Annotated in this window: 15 protein-coding genes; 14 read left to right on the top strand and 1 reads right to left on the bottom strand. The window is 66.2% G+C overall.

Annotation, left to right across the window (positions count from 1 at the left end):
* Nucleotides 1–34 precede the first annotated feature (34 nt).
* Together IWX75_RS13570 and mshC are read left to right on the top strand one after the other, a co-directional pair.
* A complete protein-coding gene (locus tag IWX75_RS13570) occupies nt 35–859 on the top strand; it encodes an undecaprenyl-diphosphate phosphatase (protein WP_196822780.1) in 825 nt (274 codons plus the stop codon).
* Nucleotides 860–881: 22 nt separating this feature from the next.
* Nucleotides 882–2171 (top strand): cysteine--1-D-myo-inosityl 2-amino-2-deoxy-alpha-D-glucopyranoside ligase, encoded by a 1290-nt coding sequence (gene mshC / locus IWX75_RS13565; RefSeq protein ID WP_196822779.1) that lies wholly within the window; start codon nt 882–884, stop codon nt 2169–2171.
* A gap of 29 nt (nt 2172–2200) precedes the next feature.
* Here the strand turns inward: mshC and IWX75_RS13560 are convergent, their stop codons facing one another.
* The gene (locus tag IWX75_RS13560) at nt 2201–3088 is read right to left on the bottom strand and encodes a PAC2 family protein (protein WP_334684348.1); all 888 of its coding nucleotides are present in this window, start codon (nt 3086–3088) and stop codon (nt 2201–2203) included.
* Nucleotides 3089–3220: 132 nt separating this feature from the next.
* On the opposite strand from IWX75_RS13560, the gene IWX75_RS13555 reads away from it, so the two are divergent.
* The 12 genes from IWX75_RS13555 to IWX75_RS13500 all read left to right on the top strand — a co-directional run bounded on the left by IWX75_RS13555 (nt 3221) and on the right by IWX75_RS13500 (nt 16507).
* Nucleotides 3221–3976: an HAD family hydrolase gene (locus tag IWX75_RS13555; protein ID WP_196822778.1), complete on the top strand. Its 756-nt coding sequence runs from the start codon at nt 3221–3223 to the stop codon at nt 3974–3976.
* Nucleotides 3973–5142, top strand: a complete 1170-nt coding sequence (locus IWX75_RS13550; protein ID WP_196822777.1) for a site-2 protease family protein — start codon at nt 3973–3975, stop codon at nt 5140–5142. The genes IWX75_RS13555 and IWX75_RS13550 overlap by 4 nt, the downstream gene beginning before the upstream one ends.
* Nucleotides 5143–5233: 91 nt before the next feature.
* On the top strand, nt 5234–6331 hold the full coding sequence (locus IWX75_RS13545) for a tRNA (adenine-N1)-methyltransferase (protein ID WP_196822776.1): 1098 nt from the start codon (nt 5234–5236) through the stop codon (nt 6329–6331).
* Between the two features lie 101 nt (nt 6332–6432).
* A complete protein-coding gene (gene arc, locus IWX75_RS13540) occupies nt 6433–8196 on the top strand; it encodes a proteasome ATPase (RefSeq protein ID WP_196822775.1) in 1764 nt (587 codons plus the stop codon).
* A gap of 59 nt (nt 8197–8255) precedes the next feature.
* Nucleotides 8256–9815: a depupylase/deamidase Dop gene (dop, locus tag IWX75_RS13535; RefSeq protein ID WP_334684360.1), complete on the top strand. Its 1560-nt coding sequence runs from the start codon at nt 8256–8258 to the stop codon at nt 9813–9815.
* 36 nt (nt 9816–9851) lie between these two features.
* Nucleotides 9852–10055 (top strand): ubiquitin-like protein Pup, encoded by a 204-nt coding sequence (locus IWX75_RS13530; protein WP_196822774.1) that lies wholly within the window; start codon nt 9852–9854, stop codon nt 10053–10055.
* Nucleotides 10056–10061: 6 nt separating this feature from the next.
* Complete coding sequence (gene prcB, locus IWX75_RS13525) at nt 10062–10889, top strand: proteasome subunit beta (protein WP_442858988.1); 828 nt, start codon at nt 10062–10064, stop codon at nt 10887–10889.
* 2 nt (nt 10890–10891) lie between these two features.
* Nucleotides 10892–11617, top strand: coding sequence for a proteasome subunit alpha (gene prcA / locus IWX75_RS13520; RefSeq protein WP_196822772.1), 726 nt, complete (start codon nt 10892–10894; stop codon nt 11615–11617).
* Nucleotides 11617–12978 (top strand): Pup--protein ligase, encoded by a 1362-nt coding sequence (gene pafA / locus IWX75_RS13515; RefSeq protein WP_196822771.1) that lies wholly within the window; start codon nt 11617–11619, stop codon nt 12976–12978. Before prcA ends, pafA begins: the two co-directional genes overlap by 1 nt.
* A gap of 117 nt (nt 12979–13095) precedes the next feature.
* Nucleotides 13096–14037 carry an FKBP-type peptidyl-prolyl cis-trans isomerase gene (locus IWX75_RS13510; protein ID WP_196822770.1) on the top strand — a complete coding sequence of 314 codons (942 nt, stop codon included), beginning with the start codon at nt 13096–13098 and terminating at the stop codon, nt 14035–14037.
* Nucleotides 14038–14070: 33 nt separating this feature from the next.
* On the top strand, nt 14071–14466 hold the full coding sequence (locus tag IWX75_RS13505; protein WP_196822769.1) for an FKBP-type peptidyl-prolyl cis-trans isomerase: 396 nt from the start codon (nt 14071–14073) through the stop codon (nt 14464–14466).
* Between the two features lie 10 nt (nt 14467–14476).
* Nucleotides 14477–16507, top strand: coding sequence for a helix-turn-helix transcriptional regulator (locus tag IWX75_RS13500; RefSeq protein ID WP_196822768.1), 2031 nt, complete (start codon nt 14477–14479; stop codon nt 16505–16507).
* Nucleotides 16508–16509 lie beyond the last annotated feature (2 nt).

Below are 16509 nucleotides of genomic sequence, written 5' to 3'. Positions count from 1 at the left end.
CCTGGGCGGAAAAGGTTGCTCTAAGGTCGTAAGAGTGAATTGGATCGAAGCTGTCGTCCTCGGATTCGTCCAGGGGCTTACTGAATTCCTGCCCATCTCCTCGAGTGCCCACCTCCGCATCGTGGGTGAGCTCCTTCCCAATGCCCAGGATCCCGGAGCCGCCTTCACCGCGATCACCCAACTGGGAACCGAGGCCGCGGTCGTCGTGTTCTTCTGGCGGGACATCGTCCGGATCCTCAGGGCATGGTTCGGTTCCCTGAGGGGGTCGGTGCCTCGGAACGACCCGGACGTGCGCATGGGGTGGCTGGTGATCCTCGGCAGCATCCCCATCGGCGTGCTCGGGTTGCTGTTCCAGAACCAGATCGAAGGTGCGTTCCGCAGCCTCTGGATCGTGGCGACCACCCTGATCGTCTTCGGTCTGATCCTGGCAGTCGCGGATGCGGTAGGAAAGCAGACAAGGGACCTCGGTCAGCTCACCTACCGGCACGGCATCCTCTACGGTTTCGCGCAGGCGCTCGCCCTCATTCCCGGGGTGTCACGCTCCGGCGGAACGATCACCGCCGGACTCCTGATGGGCTACACCAGGGAGGCGGCAGCACGTTATTCGTTCCTGCTGGCCATCCCCGCCGTGTTCGCCAGCGGCTTCTACCAGCTCGCCAAGAGCGTCGGCACGCCGGGGCCCTTCGGCCTGGGGGAGACGGCACTCGCAACGGGAATCGCCTTCGTGGTGGGATTCGCCATCATCGGCTGGTTCCTGCGCTTCGTTTCTACCCGCAGCTACAGCGTGTTCGTCTGGTACCGCGTTCTCCTCGGGCTCGCTCTCTACGCCCTGCTGAGCTTCAACGTCATCAACGCCTGACGGGCCGACGTAAGCTAGGGAAGTGATTGCGTGGAACCTGAGCCCTGTCCCTGATGTTGCCGGTAGCCAGTCGAGGATCGAACTGTTCGACACCGCCCAGGGAAAAATAGTGGAACTTCCCGCGGAACCGGCGGCGAGCCTCTACGTCTGCGGCATCACCCCGTACGATGCGACACACCTGGGCCACGCGTCCACCTATGTCGCCTTCGACCTCCTCAACCGCACCTGGCGGGACAGCGGCTCCACAGTGAGCTACGTCCAGAACGTCACCGACGTGGATGATCCCCTGCTCGAGCGGGCTACGGCCACCGGGGTGGACTGGCGGGAGCTGGCCGAGCAGCAGATCGAGCTCTTCCGGACCGACATGGCTGCACTGAACGTCCTGCCTCCCGATTCCTACATCGGTGCCGTCGAGTCCATCGACTGGATCGTCCCCGTCGTCGAAACCCTCGTGCACCGCGGCCTCGCCTACGCCGTCGAGGGCAACGCGACGGAGCCCGACGGCGACATTTACTTTTCCCTCGACGCCGCCGCCGCGCTTTCCCCGGAGGATGCCGACCGCTGGTTCCTCGGCCAGGTGTCCCACCTCTCCGAGGAGCAGATGCTCCCGCTCTCGGCGGAGCGGGGTGGCGACCCCGACCGCCCCGGCAAGCGCAACCGGCTCGATCCGCTGCTTTGGCGCCAGGCCAGGCACGGCGAACCCGCCTGGCACGGCGGGCTGCTCGGCAGCGGACGGCCGGGCTGGCACATCGAGTGCGCGGTGATCGCCCAACGGTTTCTTCCCTCGCCGTTCACCGTGCAGGGCGGTGGATCCGACCTGGTCTTCCCCCATCATGAGATGAGTGCCGGCCATGCCTGGGCGAGCAGCGACAAGCCGCTTGCACGCCACTACGCGCATGCCGGAATGGTGGGGTACGACGGCGGCAAGATGAGTAAGTCCCGGGGCAACCTGGTGCTCGTTTCCGCTCTGCGGCGCGACGGCGTGGATCCGGCCGCCATCCGGCTGGCGATCCTGAGCTTCCACTACCGGACGGACTGGTCCTGGACCGACGCCGTCCTGCAGCAGGCCGTCGAGCGGTTGGGCCGCTGGCGCTCGGCACTGGCAGCCGTGACGCCGACGGACGTGAAGGAGGTCGTCATGGACATCCGCAGTGCGATGGCATCCGACCTCGACGCCCCTGGTGCACTTGCCGTCGTGGACGGCTGGGCTTCACGTGCGGGCGAACATCTCGAGGACGAGGAAGCAGCCGACCCGGAGGCACAGGGCCAGCTCGTCGCCGCCCTGGACGCCCTGCTCGGTGTGCGGCTCTAACTGTTACCCACAGCCGTTATCCGCAGCTTCTACTCGCGGCGCCGCTTCTTGAGGTAACGCTCGAACTCGCGTGCGATCGACTCTCCGCTGGCTTCCGGGAGGTCGACGGTGTCCTTGGCCTCCTCGAGCTGCCGGACATATGCCGCCACCTCGGGATCCTCGGTGGCCAGCTCATCCACACCGCGTTCCCAGGCTTCCGATTCCTCGATCAGCGCCTGCGTCTCCACGCCCACCTGGAGGACTTCCTCGAGCTTGCTGAGCAGCGCCAACTGGGCCTTGGGCGACGGCGACTGACCCACGTAATGGGGCACTGCGGCCCACAAGGACAAAGTCGGGATGTCGGCGAGCAGCCCCATCTCCGCGAGCACTCCGACGATCCCGATGGGGCCCTCATAAGTGGATGGTTCCACCTCGAGGCTCTCCCTCACGAGGTCGTCATCGGAGGTCACCGTGACGGGAATCGGCCGCGTGTGCGGAACATCGGCCAGCAGCGCACCCACCAGGACGATGCAGTCGACGTCGAGTTCCTTTGCCGAGGCCACGAGTTCCGCCGTGTAGGCGCGCCACTTATAGGAGGGCTCGACACCGTGAACGAGGATGATGTCCAGATTGGAGTTCGGCACGGACGCCTTGCTGATCTTCGTATTGGGCCATTTGATGCGCCGCTGCCCCGATCCGTTGCGTTTGATGACGGGCCGGGTGAACTGGAAGTCGTAGAATTCGTCGGCGTCGATGGTCGAGATCTTTTCGCTTCCCCAGAAGCGGCCCATGTACTTGAGTGCGTCGCTGGCGGCCTCGCCGGCGTCGTTCCAGCCCTCGAAGGCGGCGAGCATGATGGTGACACGCTTGTCCGGCTCGGCGGCATCCTGAAAGAGGTCCCGTACGCCGCCTGGGGTGCTGTCGTCGAAGGTGTCCACGTGTTCACCCTAAACCTCGGCCCGCGCCGCTGTCAGTCGCTACGCTGCCGCTTCGCCGAAAGCTGATGCGACGGGGGCCGGGACGAAGGCCCGATGCGGGACGCACAGGACAGCCACCGTAGACTTGGAGACATGCCTACACCTGTTCCGTCCAGCACAGCCGCGGGAATTTCCCCAGCACCGACGCCGCAGGGCGGCGGTCTCCTCCAGGCCGTCCTGTGGGACATGGATGGAACCATCGTGGACACGGAACCGTACTGGATCGCAGCGGAATTGGATCTCGTCCGACACCATTCCGGGACCTGGAGCACCGAACAGGCCGAGCAGCTGGTCGGCCAGGCCCTCGAATTCTCGGCGGGCATGCTGCAGGCCGCCGGCGTCGACCTGACGGTGCGGGAGATCATCGACCACCTGATCCGGGAGGTCTCCGAACAGGTCAAGTCCGAGGTTCCCTGGCGGCCCGGCGCACGCGAGTTGCTCGAAGAGCTCCGCTCCATGGGCGTGCCCTGTGTTCTGGTGACGATGTCCGAACGCCTGCTGGCCGCCGAGGTTGCCTCCCAGCTTCCTGACGGCACGTTCGTCGAACTGGTCACGGGCGACATGGTGGGCCGCGGGAAGCCGGATCCCGAAGCGTACCAACAGGCCTACAACTTCCTCGAGCACCGCATTACCGGCCTCGAAAAGTCGCGCGTCGTGGCGATCGAGGACTCCCTGCCGGGAGTCACATCGGCCCTTGCAGCAGGAGTGGTGACGGTCGCCGTGCCGCACTTCGTTCCGCTGCCGCCCAACCCCCATTCCATCGAGTGGTCGACGCTGCAGGGCAGGACCGTCCAGGATCTCGAGTCCCTGCTCCGAGCCGCGCCCTTCGCCGCACAGGCCTCCCGGTGAGCGGCGATCCAACCCCGAAGGGGACGGCCAGAGCCGGCAGGAGTCCCGGAGTCTCCCTCGGAAGGATCGCCGGCATCCCGGTGATCCTCGCCTGGTCATGGTTCGCCATCACGGCTGTCATCGTGATCCTGTTCGGACCCAGGGTCGAGGATACGTTCCCCGGGATCGGTTCCGGAGCCTACGCAGTAGCGCTCGGCTATGCGCTGCTCCTCGCAGCCTCGGTCCTGATCCACGAACTCGCCCACGCACTGTCAGCGCGCGCCTTCGGCTGGCCCACCGCGCGGATCGTCCTCAACCTGTGGGGCGGCCATACCCAGTTCGAACACTTCTCGGGCTCACCGGGCCGCTCGGTGGTCGTGGCGCTGGCAGGCCCCGCTGCGAACTTCATCCTTGCGCTCCTCGGGTGGGTGATCCTCGGCGCCCTGGAACCCCGCACCGTGTGGTTCCTCCTCACCGAGATCCTCGTCTGGGCCAACCTGCTCGTTGCCATCTTCAATGTGCTGCCCGGGCTTCCCCTCGACGGCGGCCGCATGGTCGAGTCCGCCGTGTGGAAAGCAACGGGGAGCCAGGACCGGGGCACCGTGGCGGCCGGCTGGGCCGGCCGACTGCTCGTGGTGGTGCTGCTCGGCGTCGTCGTCGGAATTCCCCTGCTGCAGGGCCGGCAACCGGACCTCACGCTCATCATCCTTGCCGTGGTCATGGGCGCTTTCCTGTGGATGGGAGCCAGTGCCTCGATCGACAACGCCAGGATGCGGCTTCGGCTGCCCGATATCAGTGCCAACCGCCTGAAGCAGGCAGCAATAGGACTGCCGGCCGGAACCCCCGTGGCGCAGGCGCGGCGGATCGTCCGTGACACGCCGGCGTCGGCGATCGTCCTGACGGGAGCCAGCGGCCAGCCCGAGGCCGTCGTGGACACCGTTGCCCTCGAGTCCGTTCCCGACTCCGCAGCGGATGCGACGCCGGTCAGTGCGACGGCGCGTGCCCTTCCTGCGGGTGCCTACGTACCCGAGTGGGCGGAAGGACAGGAACTCGTCCAGTTCCTCGCGCGGCTCGAGGGAAACGAGTACGCGGTGATCGACAGCCGCGGCTCGGTGACCGGCCTCCTCCACCAGAGAACCGTGATCCAGGCCATCACCGGTAAATCGGCTCCCGGCTCCAGGCCCTAGCCCCGACTTCCGGGCCCGCGGCGCGACGACGGCGCCGCGGCCCGCGCCTCCGCTTCCGCTGCCACCCCGAAACCCCCGAAGGAATTCCACCATGAGTACACCCGCGAACCACCGCTCCCCGGGACAGGCGCACGGCGCAGCAAGCAGGCGCGGCCCGTTCCGCGCTGGAGAACGTGCCCAGTTGACTGACGAAAAAGGGCGCATGAACACCGTGACCCTGACTCCGGGAGGGGCGTTCCACACGCACAAGGGATTCCTTCTCCACGACACCCTGATCGGCGAACCCGAGGGCACCATCCTTCCCAACACCACGGGCCAGCTGTACCAGGCCCTGCGGCCGCTGCTTTCCGACTTCGTCCTCTCCATGCCCCGCGGCGCTGCTGTGGTCTACCCCAAGGACGCCGGGCAGATCGTGACCATGGGCGACATCTTCCCGGGCGCCCGGGTGGTGGAGGCCGGCGTCGGCTCGGGTGCGCTCTCGATTTCCCTCCTGCGTGCGGTGGGGGACACCGGTTCCCTCCACTCGTTCGAGCGGCGCCCGGAGTTCGCTGAGATCGCCAAGGGCAACGTCGAAACCATCTTCGGCGGTCCGCACCCGGCCTGGAAGATCTCCCTCGGAGACTTCCAGGAACAGGTCCTCCAGGAGGAGGCTCCGGGAACCGTCGACCGGGTGGTGCTGGACATGCTGGCGCCCTGGGAATGCCTCGACGCAGTGGCAACGGTGCTCACCGCAGGAGGAGTGTGGGTGAGCTATGTGGCAACGGTGACGCAGCTGTCCCGCACTGCCGAGGCTATCCGTGCCGACGGCCGTTTCACCGAACCGGAAGCCTGGGAGTCGATGGTCCGCGGCTGGCATCTCGAGGGCCTCGCCGTCCGTCCCGACCACCGCATGGTGGCCCACACGGGCTTCCTCCTGACCACCCGGCGTCTTGCGCCCGGCGCGGTCGGCTTCACTCCGAAGCGGCGACCGTCGAAGACCGGCTTCAGCGAAGAGGACCTGAATGCCTGGACCCCGCAGGCCGTCGGTGAACGGGACGTGTCCGACAAGCGCCTCCGTAGGGTTGCGAGGGACGCCTCATCCACCATCCAACGGGGATCGCTGCCCGCCGAGGAGGCCCAGGCGCGGCGGGATGCGCTGCTGGAGGGAATCCCGGACGACGGCGCTCCGCAGGACGGAGATCAGACGTAGCAGAGACAGCCCCTCTCCCTCAGCCCGGGCAAGCGTAGGACGGCGGGTCTGCGCTATGGTCGAAACACAGCCCAGTGCCGAACCGAAGGTGGCGATACGCGATGGCGGAATCCGAAGAACACGTTCCCCCTTCCGGGGGGCAGCCGCAGGAGCCGGCAGTGTATGACGGCGACAACGCCATGACCCAGCGCCAGCTCAATGTCCTCCGCGACAAGCTGCGCCATATCGACCGCCAGCTCGCCTCGGCCACCTCGAACAACTCCCGCCTGGTGGCGGCCCTGGAGGCCGCACGCACCGAGATCGTGCGGCTGAAGGCGGCCCTGGAGAAGGAAGGTGCCGCACCTTTCAGTTTCGCCACCGTCATCCAGATCAACACGCAACAGGCAGCCGAGCCGGGAACCACCACGCAGGCAACGGTGCAGGACACCGCGGATATCCTCCAGTCGGGACGGAAGCTCCGGGTCACGGTGAGCCCCCTCATCAACGTGCGCCAGCTCGCGCCGGGCCAGGAAGTGCTGCTGAACGAGTCGCTGACCATCGTGGCCGCGCTCGGCTACGAGCGGGCCGGGGAACTGGTCACCGTCAAGGAGCTCCTCGGGACCGACCGCGCGCTCGTGGTGGGGCGGATGGACGACGAGCGCCTCGTTCGGCTCAACGGGCACCTGCAGGGAGAGCGGATCCGGGTCGGTGATGCCTTGGCCGTGGACACGAAGTCCGGCTTCGCCCTCGAGAAGGTGCCGCGTAGCGAGGTGGAGAACCTCGTCCTCGAGGAGGTACCGGACATCGCGTACGAGGACATCGGGGGACTGGGCCCGCAGATCGAGCAGATCCGCGACGCCGTCGAGCTCCCGTTCCTCCACCCCGACCTGTACCGCGAACACGGGCTCAAGCCCCCGAAGGGCATCCTGCTATACGGTCCTCCCGGCTGCGGAAAGACACTGATCGCCAAGGCCGTCGCCAATTCCCTCGCCGCGCGTGCGGCGGAACGCTCGGGGTCGGAGCAGGTCCGCAGCTACTTCCTCAACATCAAGGGACCGGAGCTGCTCGACAAGTACGTGGGGGAGACCGAGCGGCACATCCGGCTGATCTTCGCACGGGCCAGGGAGAAGGCGTCGGACGGCAGCCCGGTGGTGGTGTTCTTCGACGAGATGGAATCGCTGTTCCGCACCCGCGGGACCGGGGTATCCTCCGACGTCGAGACCACCATCGTCCCGCAGCTCCTCAGCGAGATCGACGGCGTCGAGAAGCTGGAGAACGTCATCGTGATCGGCGCGTCGAACCGCGAGGACATGATCGACCCTGCCATCCTGCGGCCGGGCAGGCTCGACGTCAAGATCAAGATCCAACGACCCGACGCCGAAGGGGCTGCGGAGATCTTCGCGAAGTACATCACCGGCGGCCTGCCGCTGCACGCCGATGATCTCGCCGAGCATGGCGGTGATGCCCGGGTCACCATCGAGGAAATGATCCGGCGCACCGTCGAGAAGATGTACTCGACGGACAAATCCAACGAGTACCTCGAAGTCACGTACGCGAACGGTGACACGGAGATGCTCTACTTCAAGGATTTCAACTCCGGGGCAGTCATCCAGAACGTGGTGGACCGGGCAAAGAAATACGCCATCAAGGACCTGCTGCTCGAGGGCAGCAAGGGGCTCCGGATCGAGCACCTGATGCGTGCGGTCGTTGACGAGTTCCGTGAGCACGAGGACATGCCGAACACCACGAATCCCGATGATTGGGCACGGATCTCAGGCAAGAAGGGGGAGCGCATCACCTATATACGGACCATTGTGCAGGGCAAGGCGGGCCAGGAGCCCGGCAAGTCACTCGAGACGACGGCGAACACCGGTCAGTATCTGTGAGGGACGGCACTCCTAAACCGTTCCCGAAGGGCCCGGACGGCGTGACCGTGCACCGGGTCATGGGCACGGAAACCGAGTACGGCATCATCGCCCCCGGCCTGCCCTCGGCAAATCCGACCCTTCTGTCCTCCCAGGTGGTCAACGCGTACGCCGCGACGCTCCGGGAGGGCCTCGGCAACCTGGCCGGCACACGATGGGACTACACCGATGAGGCGCCTCTTGCCGACGCGCGGGGCTGGCGGCTCGACCGGTCGGCGGCGCACCCCACCCAGCTCACGGACGAAGCGCCGGTACTGACCGCCGAGCAGATAGCACTCGAACGCGACGAATCCGCCGACAGCGCCGTCCTGATGAACCTCGTCCTCAACAACGGCGCCCGGCTCTACGTCGACCATGCGCATCCGGAGTATTCCTCGCCCGAAGTCACCAACCCGCACGACGCCGTGCTGTGGGACCGGGCAGGCGACCATGTCGCCCTCACCGCCATGCGGCGGATCGCCTCGACCCCGGGTTTCTCGCCGGTCCACCTCTACAAGAACAACACCGACAACAAGAGTGTTTCCTACGGTTCGCACGAGAATTATCTCGTCCCGCGGAAGGTGCCGTTCGGCCAGCTCGCGGCGTCTCTCATCCCCTTCTTCGTTTCCCGGCAGGTGCTGTGCGGTTCCGGGCGTGTGGGAATAGGAGCGCTGAACCAGGCACCCGGTTACCAGATCTCCCAGCGGGCCGACTTCTTCGAGAACGAGATCGGGCTGGAGACCACCGTCCGACGCCCCATCATCAACACCCGCGATGAACCGCATGCGGTCGCCGAAAAATACCGCAGGCTCCACGTGATCATCGGAGACGCGAACCTCAACGAGGTGTCCAACTACCTCAAGGTGGGGACGACGGCGCTGGTCCTTTCCCTCATCGAACACGGCCTGGCCCCCTTGCCCGAACTTGCCGATCCGGTGCGTGCGCTCCAGGCCATCAGCCACGACCCCACCCTCACCGCAACCGTGGAGCTTGCCGACGGCCGGTGGATCACCGGCCTCGACCTGCAGGAGATCTACTTCTCCGCTGCCGCGAAAGCCGCCGACGCCGACCCCCAGACCGCCGATGTGCTGCGGCGGTGGGAAGGACTTCTCGGTGTCCTGAGGACCGATCCCATGGCCGCCGCCGGGCAGGTGGACTGGGTCGCGAAGCTCAAGGTGCTGCAGGCGTACCGCGATCGCGATTCGCTCGAGTGGGGGGATGCGAGGCTCGGGCTGATCGACCTGCAGTATGCCGACCTGCGGCCGGACAAAGGTATCTATCACCGGCTGGCCCGGCGCGGGGATGTGGAGTTGCTCGTGGGGCAGGCCGAGGTGGAGAGGGCCGCCGTCGAGCCTCCCCAGGATACCCGCGCGTACTTCCGCGGGAAGTGTATCTCCACGTTTCCGGCGCAGGTGGTGGGGGCGAGCTGGGACTCGATCATCTTCGAACTCCCTTCCCAGGAGAGGCTCCAGCGGGTTCAGACCCGGGAACCACTGCGGGGGACCGCGGCGCTCACCGAACAGCTTTTCGAACAGGCGGCCGACGCCGAGGATTTCCTGGCCCGATTGTTGAGCGGCCCGGAACCACGCGTGGCACCATAGGAGTCAGCACAATCACTCCGGCGAAGGACACCCATCATGGCGACACAGGACCACAGAAGCACCGGCGCGCGGCCGGAGGAACAGGAAGACGCCCAGCCGGAGCCGCTGCCTGCTCCCGCCGGCGCGCAGGAAAGCGCCGACACCCAGGGCGTCGATGACCTGCTGGACGAGATCGACGGAGTACTGGAGTCCAATGCGGAGGAGTTCGTACGGGGTTTCGTGCAAAAGGGCGGCCAGTAACGGATGATCCCGGAAGACGCAGCAGCAATAGTTTCCCGCGCCGCCTCGACGTCGTTCGCCGACCACCTCGGACGCGACCATCCCGAGCTGCTGCCCTCCAACCGCAGCGTCGGAACCATCGCGCCGGCAGCCGGCACCGCCGCCGGGCTCGCCCCGCACGCCACCACGATCGTCTCCATGACCTTCTCCGGCGGTGTCCTGATGGCGGGAGACCGCCGTGCGACCATGGGCAACATCATCGCGAGCCGGCATATCGAGAAGGTTTTCCCCGGTGACCTGTTCTCCGTCCTGGGTATTGCCGGAAGTGCCGGAATCGGTCTTGACCTCACCCGGCTGTTCCAGGTCGAGCTGGAGCACTACGAGAAGATCGAGGGCACCCGGATGAGCCTCGACGGCAAGGCGAACCGGCTGGCCGCCATGGTGCGGCAGAACCTCCCCATGGCGCTGCAGGGCCTCGCTGTCGTGCCTCTCCTTGCCGGGTTCGATACGGAGCGCAGGGAAGGAAGGCTTTTCTCCTTCGACGTGACCGGTGGCCGGTACGAGGAACAGGAACACCACAGCGTCGGTTCGGGCTCGGTTTTTGCCAGGGGCGCCCTGAAGAAGCTGTGGAAACCCAACCTGGATGAGACGACTGCCGTTCAGGTCGCCGTCGAATCGCTCTATGACGCGGCCGATGACGACTCGGCGACCGGCGGCCCCGACGTCGTCCGACAACTTTGGCCCGTGATCTACACCGTCAACAGCGCTGGAGCGCGCAGGGTGCCGGAGCGCGAGCTCGAAGAGGCAGCGCTGGGGATCATCGGCCGCAGGTCGGTCGCAGGAAGGGAAGCGTAGCCATGACGCAGCAGTTCTACGTCTCGCCTGAACAGTTGATGAAGGACCGGGCCGATTTCGCCCGGAAGGGAATCGGCAGGGGACGCTCGGTCATCGTCATGGCCTGCCGCGACGGAATAGCGCTCGTCGCCGAGAATCCATCACCGTCCCTGCACAAGCTGGGCGAGATCTACGACCGCATCGCGTTCGCCGCGGTGGGGAAGTACAACGAGTTCGAGAGCCTGCGCCAGGCGGGAGTGCGGTACGCCGACGTACGGGGGTACTCCTATGCACGCGAGGACGTCACAGCGAGGGGGCTGGCAAGCGTATACGCCCAGAGCCTCGGGGCCGTCTTCACTGCCGAGAGCAAGCCCTTCGAGGTTGAACTCGTTGTCGCGGAAGTGGGGGAGACACCCGCCGGGGACCATCTGTACCGGCTCACCTTCGACGGCTCGATCGCCGACGAGACCGGCCTGGTGGTCATCGGCGGCGCAGCCGACGCCGTGGTCGATGCACTGCGGGACAGCTGGTCGAAAGACCTGACCTTCCCCGACGCGATCCGGGCGGGTGTCGCCTCGCTCCAGAACGACGGCGCCGCCGGTCAGCCTTCGCACCGGCTCACCTCGGGCGTGCTCGAGGTTGCGGTGCTCGACCGGGATCCCGGGACAACGCGCGGAAGCCGCCGCGCGTTCCGCCGTCTCGCCGCCTCCGAGCTCGAAGGGATCCTGACGAACGGCGGGGGCACCTGATGGACCGGCGCATCTTCGGCATCGAAACCGAGTTCGGCATCTCCTACTCCGGACCGAACTCCCGCCCGCTTTCCCCGGAAGAGGTGGCCCGTTATCTCTTCCGCAAGGTGGTCAGCTGGGGCCGTTCCTCCAATGTCTTCCTCACCAACGGTTCTCGGCTGTACCTCGACGTCGGCTCCCACCCGGAGTATGCGACGGCCGAGTGCGATGACCTGGTGCAGCTGATCACCCACGACCGCGCCGGCGAACTGATCCTCGAGGACCTGGTGGCGGAGGCGCAGCGCAAGCTGGCACAGGAGGGTTACAACGGCAGCATCTATCTCTTCAAGAACAACACCGACTCGGCCGGCAACTCCTACGGCAGCCACGAGAACTACCTGATCCCCCGGAAACTCGAATTCGCGCGGCTCGCGGACATCCTCATCCCGTTTCTCGTGACGCGGCAACTCCTGGTCGGTGCAGGAAAGGTCCTCAAGACCCAGACCGGATCGATCTACGCGTTCTCCCAGCGTGCGGACCACCTGTGGGAGGGCATTTCTTCAGCCACCACCCGTTCACGGCCCATCATTAACACCCGCGACGAACCGCATGCGGACGCCGAGCACTACCGCCGGCTCCACGTGATCGCGGGCGATTCGAACATGTCCGAGACCACCACCCTGCTCAAGGTCGGGTCGGTGGACCTGATCCTCCGCATGGTCGAGGCAGGCGTCATCATGCGCGACTTCCGGCTCGAGAATCCGATCCGCAACATCCGCGAGATCTCCCATGACCTCACCGGCTCACAGCTTCTGAAGCTCGCCAACGGCCGGCAGGTCTCCGCCCTGGACATGCAGCGCGAGTACCTCGACCGGGCGCGGAGGTTCGTCGACGACAACGGGGCGCACCACGCCCACGTGCCGCTGGTCCTCGACCTGTGGGAACGCACGCTCGACGCCGTCGAACGGCAGGACACCTCGCGCATCGACACGGAGATCGACTGGGCCATCAAGAAGAAGCTGCTGGACCGTTACCTCAACCGCTCGGGCCTGGGACTGGACTCGGCGCGTGCCGCTCAGATCGACCTGACCTATCACGACATCTCCCGCGCCCGTGGACTCTTCTTCCTCCTGCAGGCTCGGGGGGAAGCCGCCCGCGTGGTCGATGACACAGCGGTGAAGGAGGCGGTCGACGTCCCGCCCCAGACCACGAGGGCGCGTCTTCGCGGCGAGTTCGTGCGTCGGGCAAAGGAAGCGAATCGGGACTACACCGTGGATTGGGTCCATCTGAAGCTCAACGACCGCGCGCAGCAGACAATCCTCTGCAAGGATCCTTTCGCAGCTGTCGATGAGCGTGTGGAGGCGCTCCTGCGCCAGCTGTAATGGAGCGGAAAATCCGCCTGCAGGGAGAAAGTCGCAGTGGACACCCGTTAGGCTTGATGGTGCCGGACTGCTTGTGCCTCCGTCCGGCCGACCGAAACCATCTGTGAAAGAAGTCCTGTGCGAAAAGTACTTGCAACCCTCCTCCTGTTGCTGCTGGTGCTCACCGCCTGCGGCGGAACGACATCGGGCCGGACCGCCGGCGATTCCGCGGTCCTCGATTCGGTCGAGGTCAGCGGAGGCAGCGACGAGGAAGCGCCGACCGTCGAATTCGATACTCCTCTCGACGTCACGGGAACAGCTGTGAAGACCGTGATCGAAGGGGACGGCGAGGAGATCGAGGCGAACCAGCAGATCACCTTCCACGCAGTGTTCCTCAACACCGAGGACGGCACCGTGGTCGGTGACACCTACTCCGGAGGCGAACCGCAGCCCCTCGCGGTCGACGACCTGCTCAAGGAGCAGGATGCCGAACTGCACGACGTCCTGGTGGGCACGAAGGTCGGCGCCCAGGTCGCGTACACCCGGCCCATGGAGACTGTCGAAGGACAGCCCGAGGGAACTGCCGACCAGCAGCTCATCGTGCTGAAGGTACTGTCCGCCGAGGATCTCCCCCCGGAGCCGGAAGTACTCTCTCCCGAGGAAGTCCAGACGCTCGAGGACGAGGGCAAGCTTCCCACCTTCACCTTCGGCGAGGACGGCGCCCCGCAGATCACCATTCCGGACAACGAGCCGTCCGAGGATCTCGTCGTGCAGGTACTCGAAGAGGGCACCGGCGAAGTGGTGACCGAAGCCGACACCATCACAGCGAACTACAGCGGATGGCGCTGGGAAGACGGCGAGAACTTCGACTCGAGCTACTCCCGTGGCGAGCCCACCGAATTTCCGCTGACGGGCGTGATCCGCGGCTGGACCGAGGGACTGTCAGGACAGAAGGTGGGCTCCAAGGTCATGCTCGAGATCCCCGCCGCCTGGGCCTACGGAGACCCGGCGCAGCAGGGTGCCCCGGCCGGCCCACTGGTGTTCTACGTCGAAATCACCGGCAAGACAGCCGCCCAGTAGCCTGCACCCCTTTTCACGACAACAAGGAGAACCATGTCATTCGGACAGCGCGAGTTCGACCGCCAGAAGCCCGAGGTTGATTTCCCCGACCACGCGGCACCCACCGAGTTGATGATCGACGACCTCATCGAGGGCAACGGCCAGGAGGTGAAGACAGGGAACACCGTGTCTGCCCACTACGTCGGCGTCGCCTTCTCTACGGGCGAGGAATTCGACGCGTCCTGGAACCGCGGCGCCCCCCTCGACTTCCGGGTGGGAGTGGGACAGGTCATCCAGGGCTGGGACCAGGGCCTGCTCGGAATGAAGGTCGGAGGTCGACGCCGGCTGGAAATCCCGTCCGAGCTCGCCTACGGAGCGAGCGGCGCGGGATCGGCCATCGCGCCGAATGAATCACTGATCTTCGTGGTGGACCTCCTGGCAGTTCGATAGTCCGGCCCCCGTGTCAGCAAAACGTACCGAACGGCTCCTCACGCTGGTGATCCTGCTGCTTTCGAGCAGGAGGGGATTCACCAAGGAGGAACTGTTCGAGGAAATTGAGCTGTACGGTGAAGCGGCAACCGGCGCTGCACGCGAGAAGCTGTTCGACCGGGACAAGGCAATGCTGCGCGAACAGGGTATTCCCCTCGAGGCGTTCAGCGAGGATCCGTTGTTCGAGAATGACAACACCGTGCAGCGCTATCGGATCAATGCCGAGGACTACCGCCTGGCGGGCGTGAATTTCACTCCTGAGGAATACGCCGTCCTCAGCATGGCAGCCAGCCTCTGGGATCAGGGAGCGCTCGACTCCGCCGCATCCCGTGCGATGCGCAAGCTCAGCACCAGGAGTGGCGATGCCGAAGTGCCGTCGCGCCTTCCCGTGCAGCCGCGCATCCCCACCAACGATCCCTACTGGGACGAGGTGTGGCGTGCGATGTCCAAACGGAGGCTGCTGCGGTTCACTTACCGGGCTGCGAGTACCGGCCGGGAGGAAGAGCGAACGCTCCAACCGTGGGGGATGGGGGCCCGGTTCGGGCACTGGTACGTCGTGGGCTATGACACCTCCCGCCAGGCCGAACGGTTCTTCCGGCTGTCCCGCATCACTTCCGCACCCCGGCTCCTCGAGGCCGGTTTCGCTGTTCCCGAGTCCTTCGACATGAACAGGGCCCTGGGCTCGCTTCGGCGAAGTGAGCCGGACAACACGGCACGGATCGCAGTTCGCCCCGGGTCCTCCCACGCGCTCCGGGTGCGGAAGGGCACGGCTGTCCTTTCCGCGGGGGAGGAGTGGGACCAGCTCGGGGTGAAGTACTCGAGCGCCCAGGTCCTCGCCCGGGAGGTTGCGGTCTTCGGGCCGAACGCGCGCGTGGAGCAGCCCTCGGAGCTCGCCGCCGAGGTCAATGCACTCCTGCGGGGGGCGCTCGAGGCATTGCTCGAGGCGCCCGACGACGTCGTGCTCTCCGACACTCCGATGTCCGCCCCACGGCGGCAGTCCTCGGCGCAGGATCACCTCCTGCGCCTCCTCGATCTGGTGCCGTACCTCCTCGCCCACCCGGGTGCGGAGCTGGCGCCGACCGCCCGCCGCTTCAATGTGACGGCAGATCAACTGACGCGGGACCTCGACCTGCTCTTCGTCAGCGGTCCGCGACACTATCCGGACGGACTGATCGACGTCAATATAGAGGACAACCGGATCTACCTGACGAATGCCCAGAACCTCGCGGAGCCGGTGAAGCTGAGCATGGATGAAGCGTGTGCGCTGATCGTGGGACTGCAGGCCCTGCGCGATCTCTCAGGCACGAGGACTACCGAGGCACTGCTCAGCGCCCAGACCAAACTGGCGGCCGCGGCCGGGGACGCGGCCCGGATCGGCAGCGCCGTCGCCACGAAGCTCACTGAAGAGGATATCGATCCCGCCCTCGAGGCACTGCAGGACGCCCTGGTCTCCGGCGTCCGGGTGGAAATCACCTATCTGGTCCCTGCGCGCGACGAAATCTCCCAGCGGCTCCTTGAACCGGTCCGCGTGTTCTCCCATCAGGACGTCTGGTACCTGGAAGCGTGGTGCGTGCACTCGGAAGGCTTGCGGAACTTCCGGCTCGATCGTATCCAGGATGTGCAGGCAACCACGGTACCGGTCGAGAACCGACGCTTCGAGCCGCCCCCAGAGGGAAGGGCAGGGGGAATGGCTGAGGGAACTACCGGGGGAGCGACCGGGATGACTCGGTCGTCACCGGAGGTCTACAAGCCGTCGCCGAGCGACCGACTCGTCACCCTGGTGCTCCAGCCACCCGCACGATGGGTGGCGGAGCAGTACGGTGCTGTACGGACGGGTGAACTACCCGGCGGCGCGCTTGCAGCCGAAGTCCGGCTGAGTTCGGTGTCCTGGCTGCCCGGTCTGGTGGCGAGCCTCGGCGGCAACGCCGTCGTCATCCATCCCCGCGAGGTGCGCGAAAGTGCGCTGCGCTGGGTGGAGGAGGCCCTGGCGGTTCGGGCGTGACC

This window comes from Arthrobacter sp. CAN_A6 (genome assembly GCF_015751715.1).
Taxonomy (GTDB): Bacteria; Actinomycetota; Actinomycetes; order Actinomycetales; family Micrococcaceae; genus Arthrobacter_D.
Note: the sequence above shows the minus strand (reverse complement) of the source record. Positions and strands in the feature narration are given on the sequence as shown.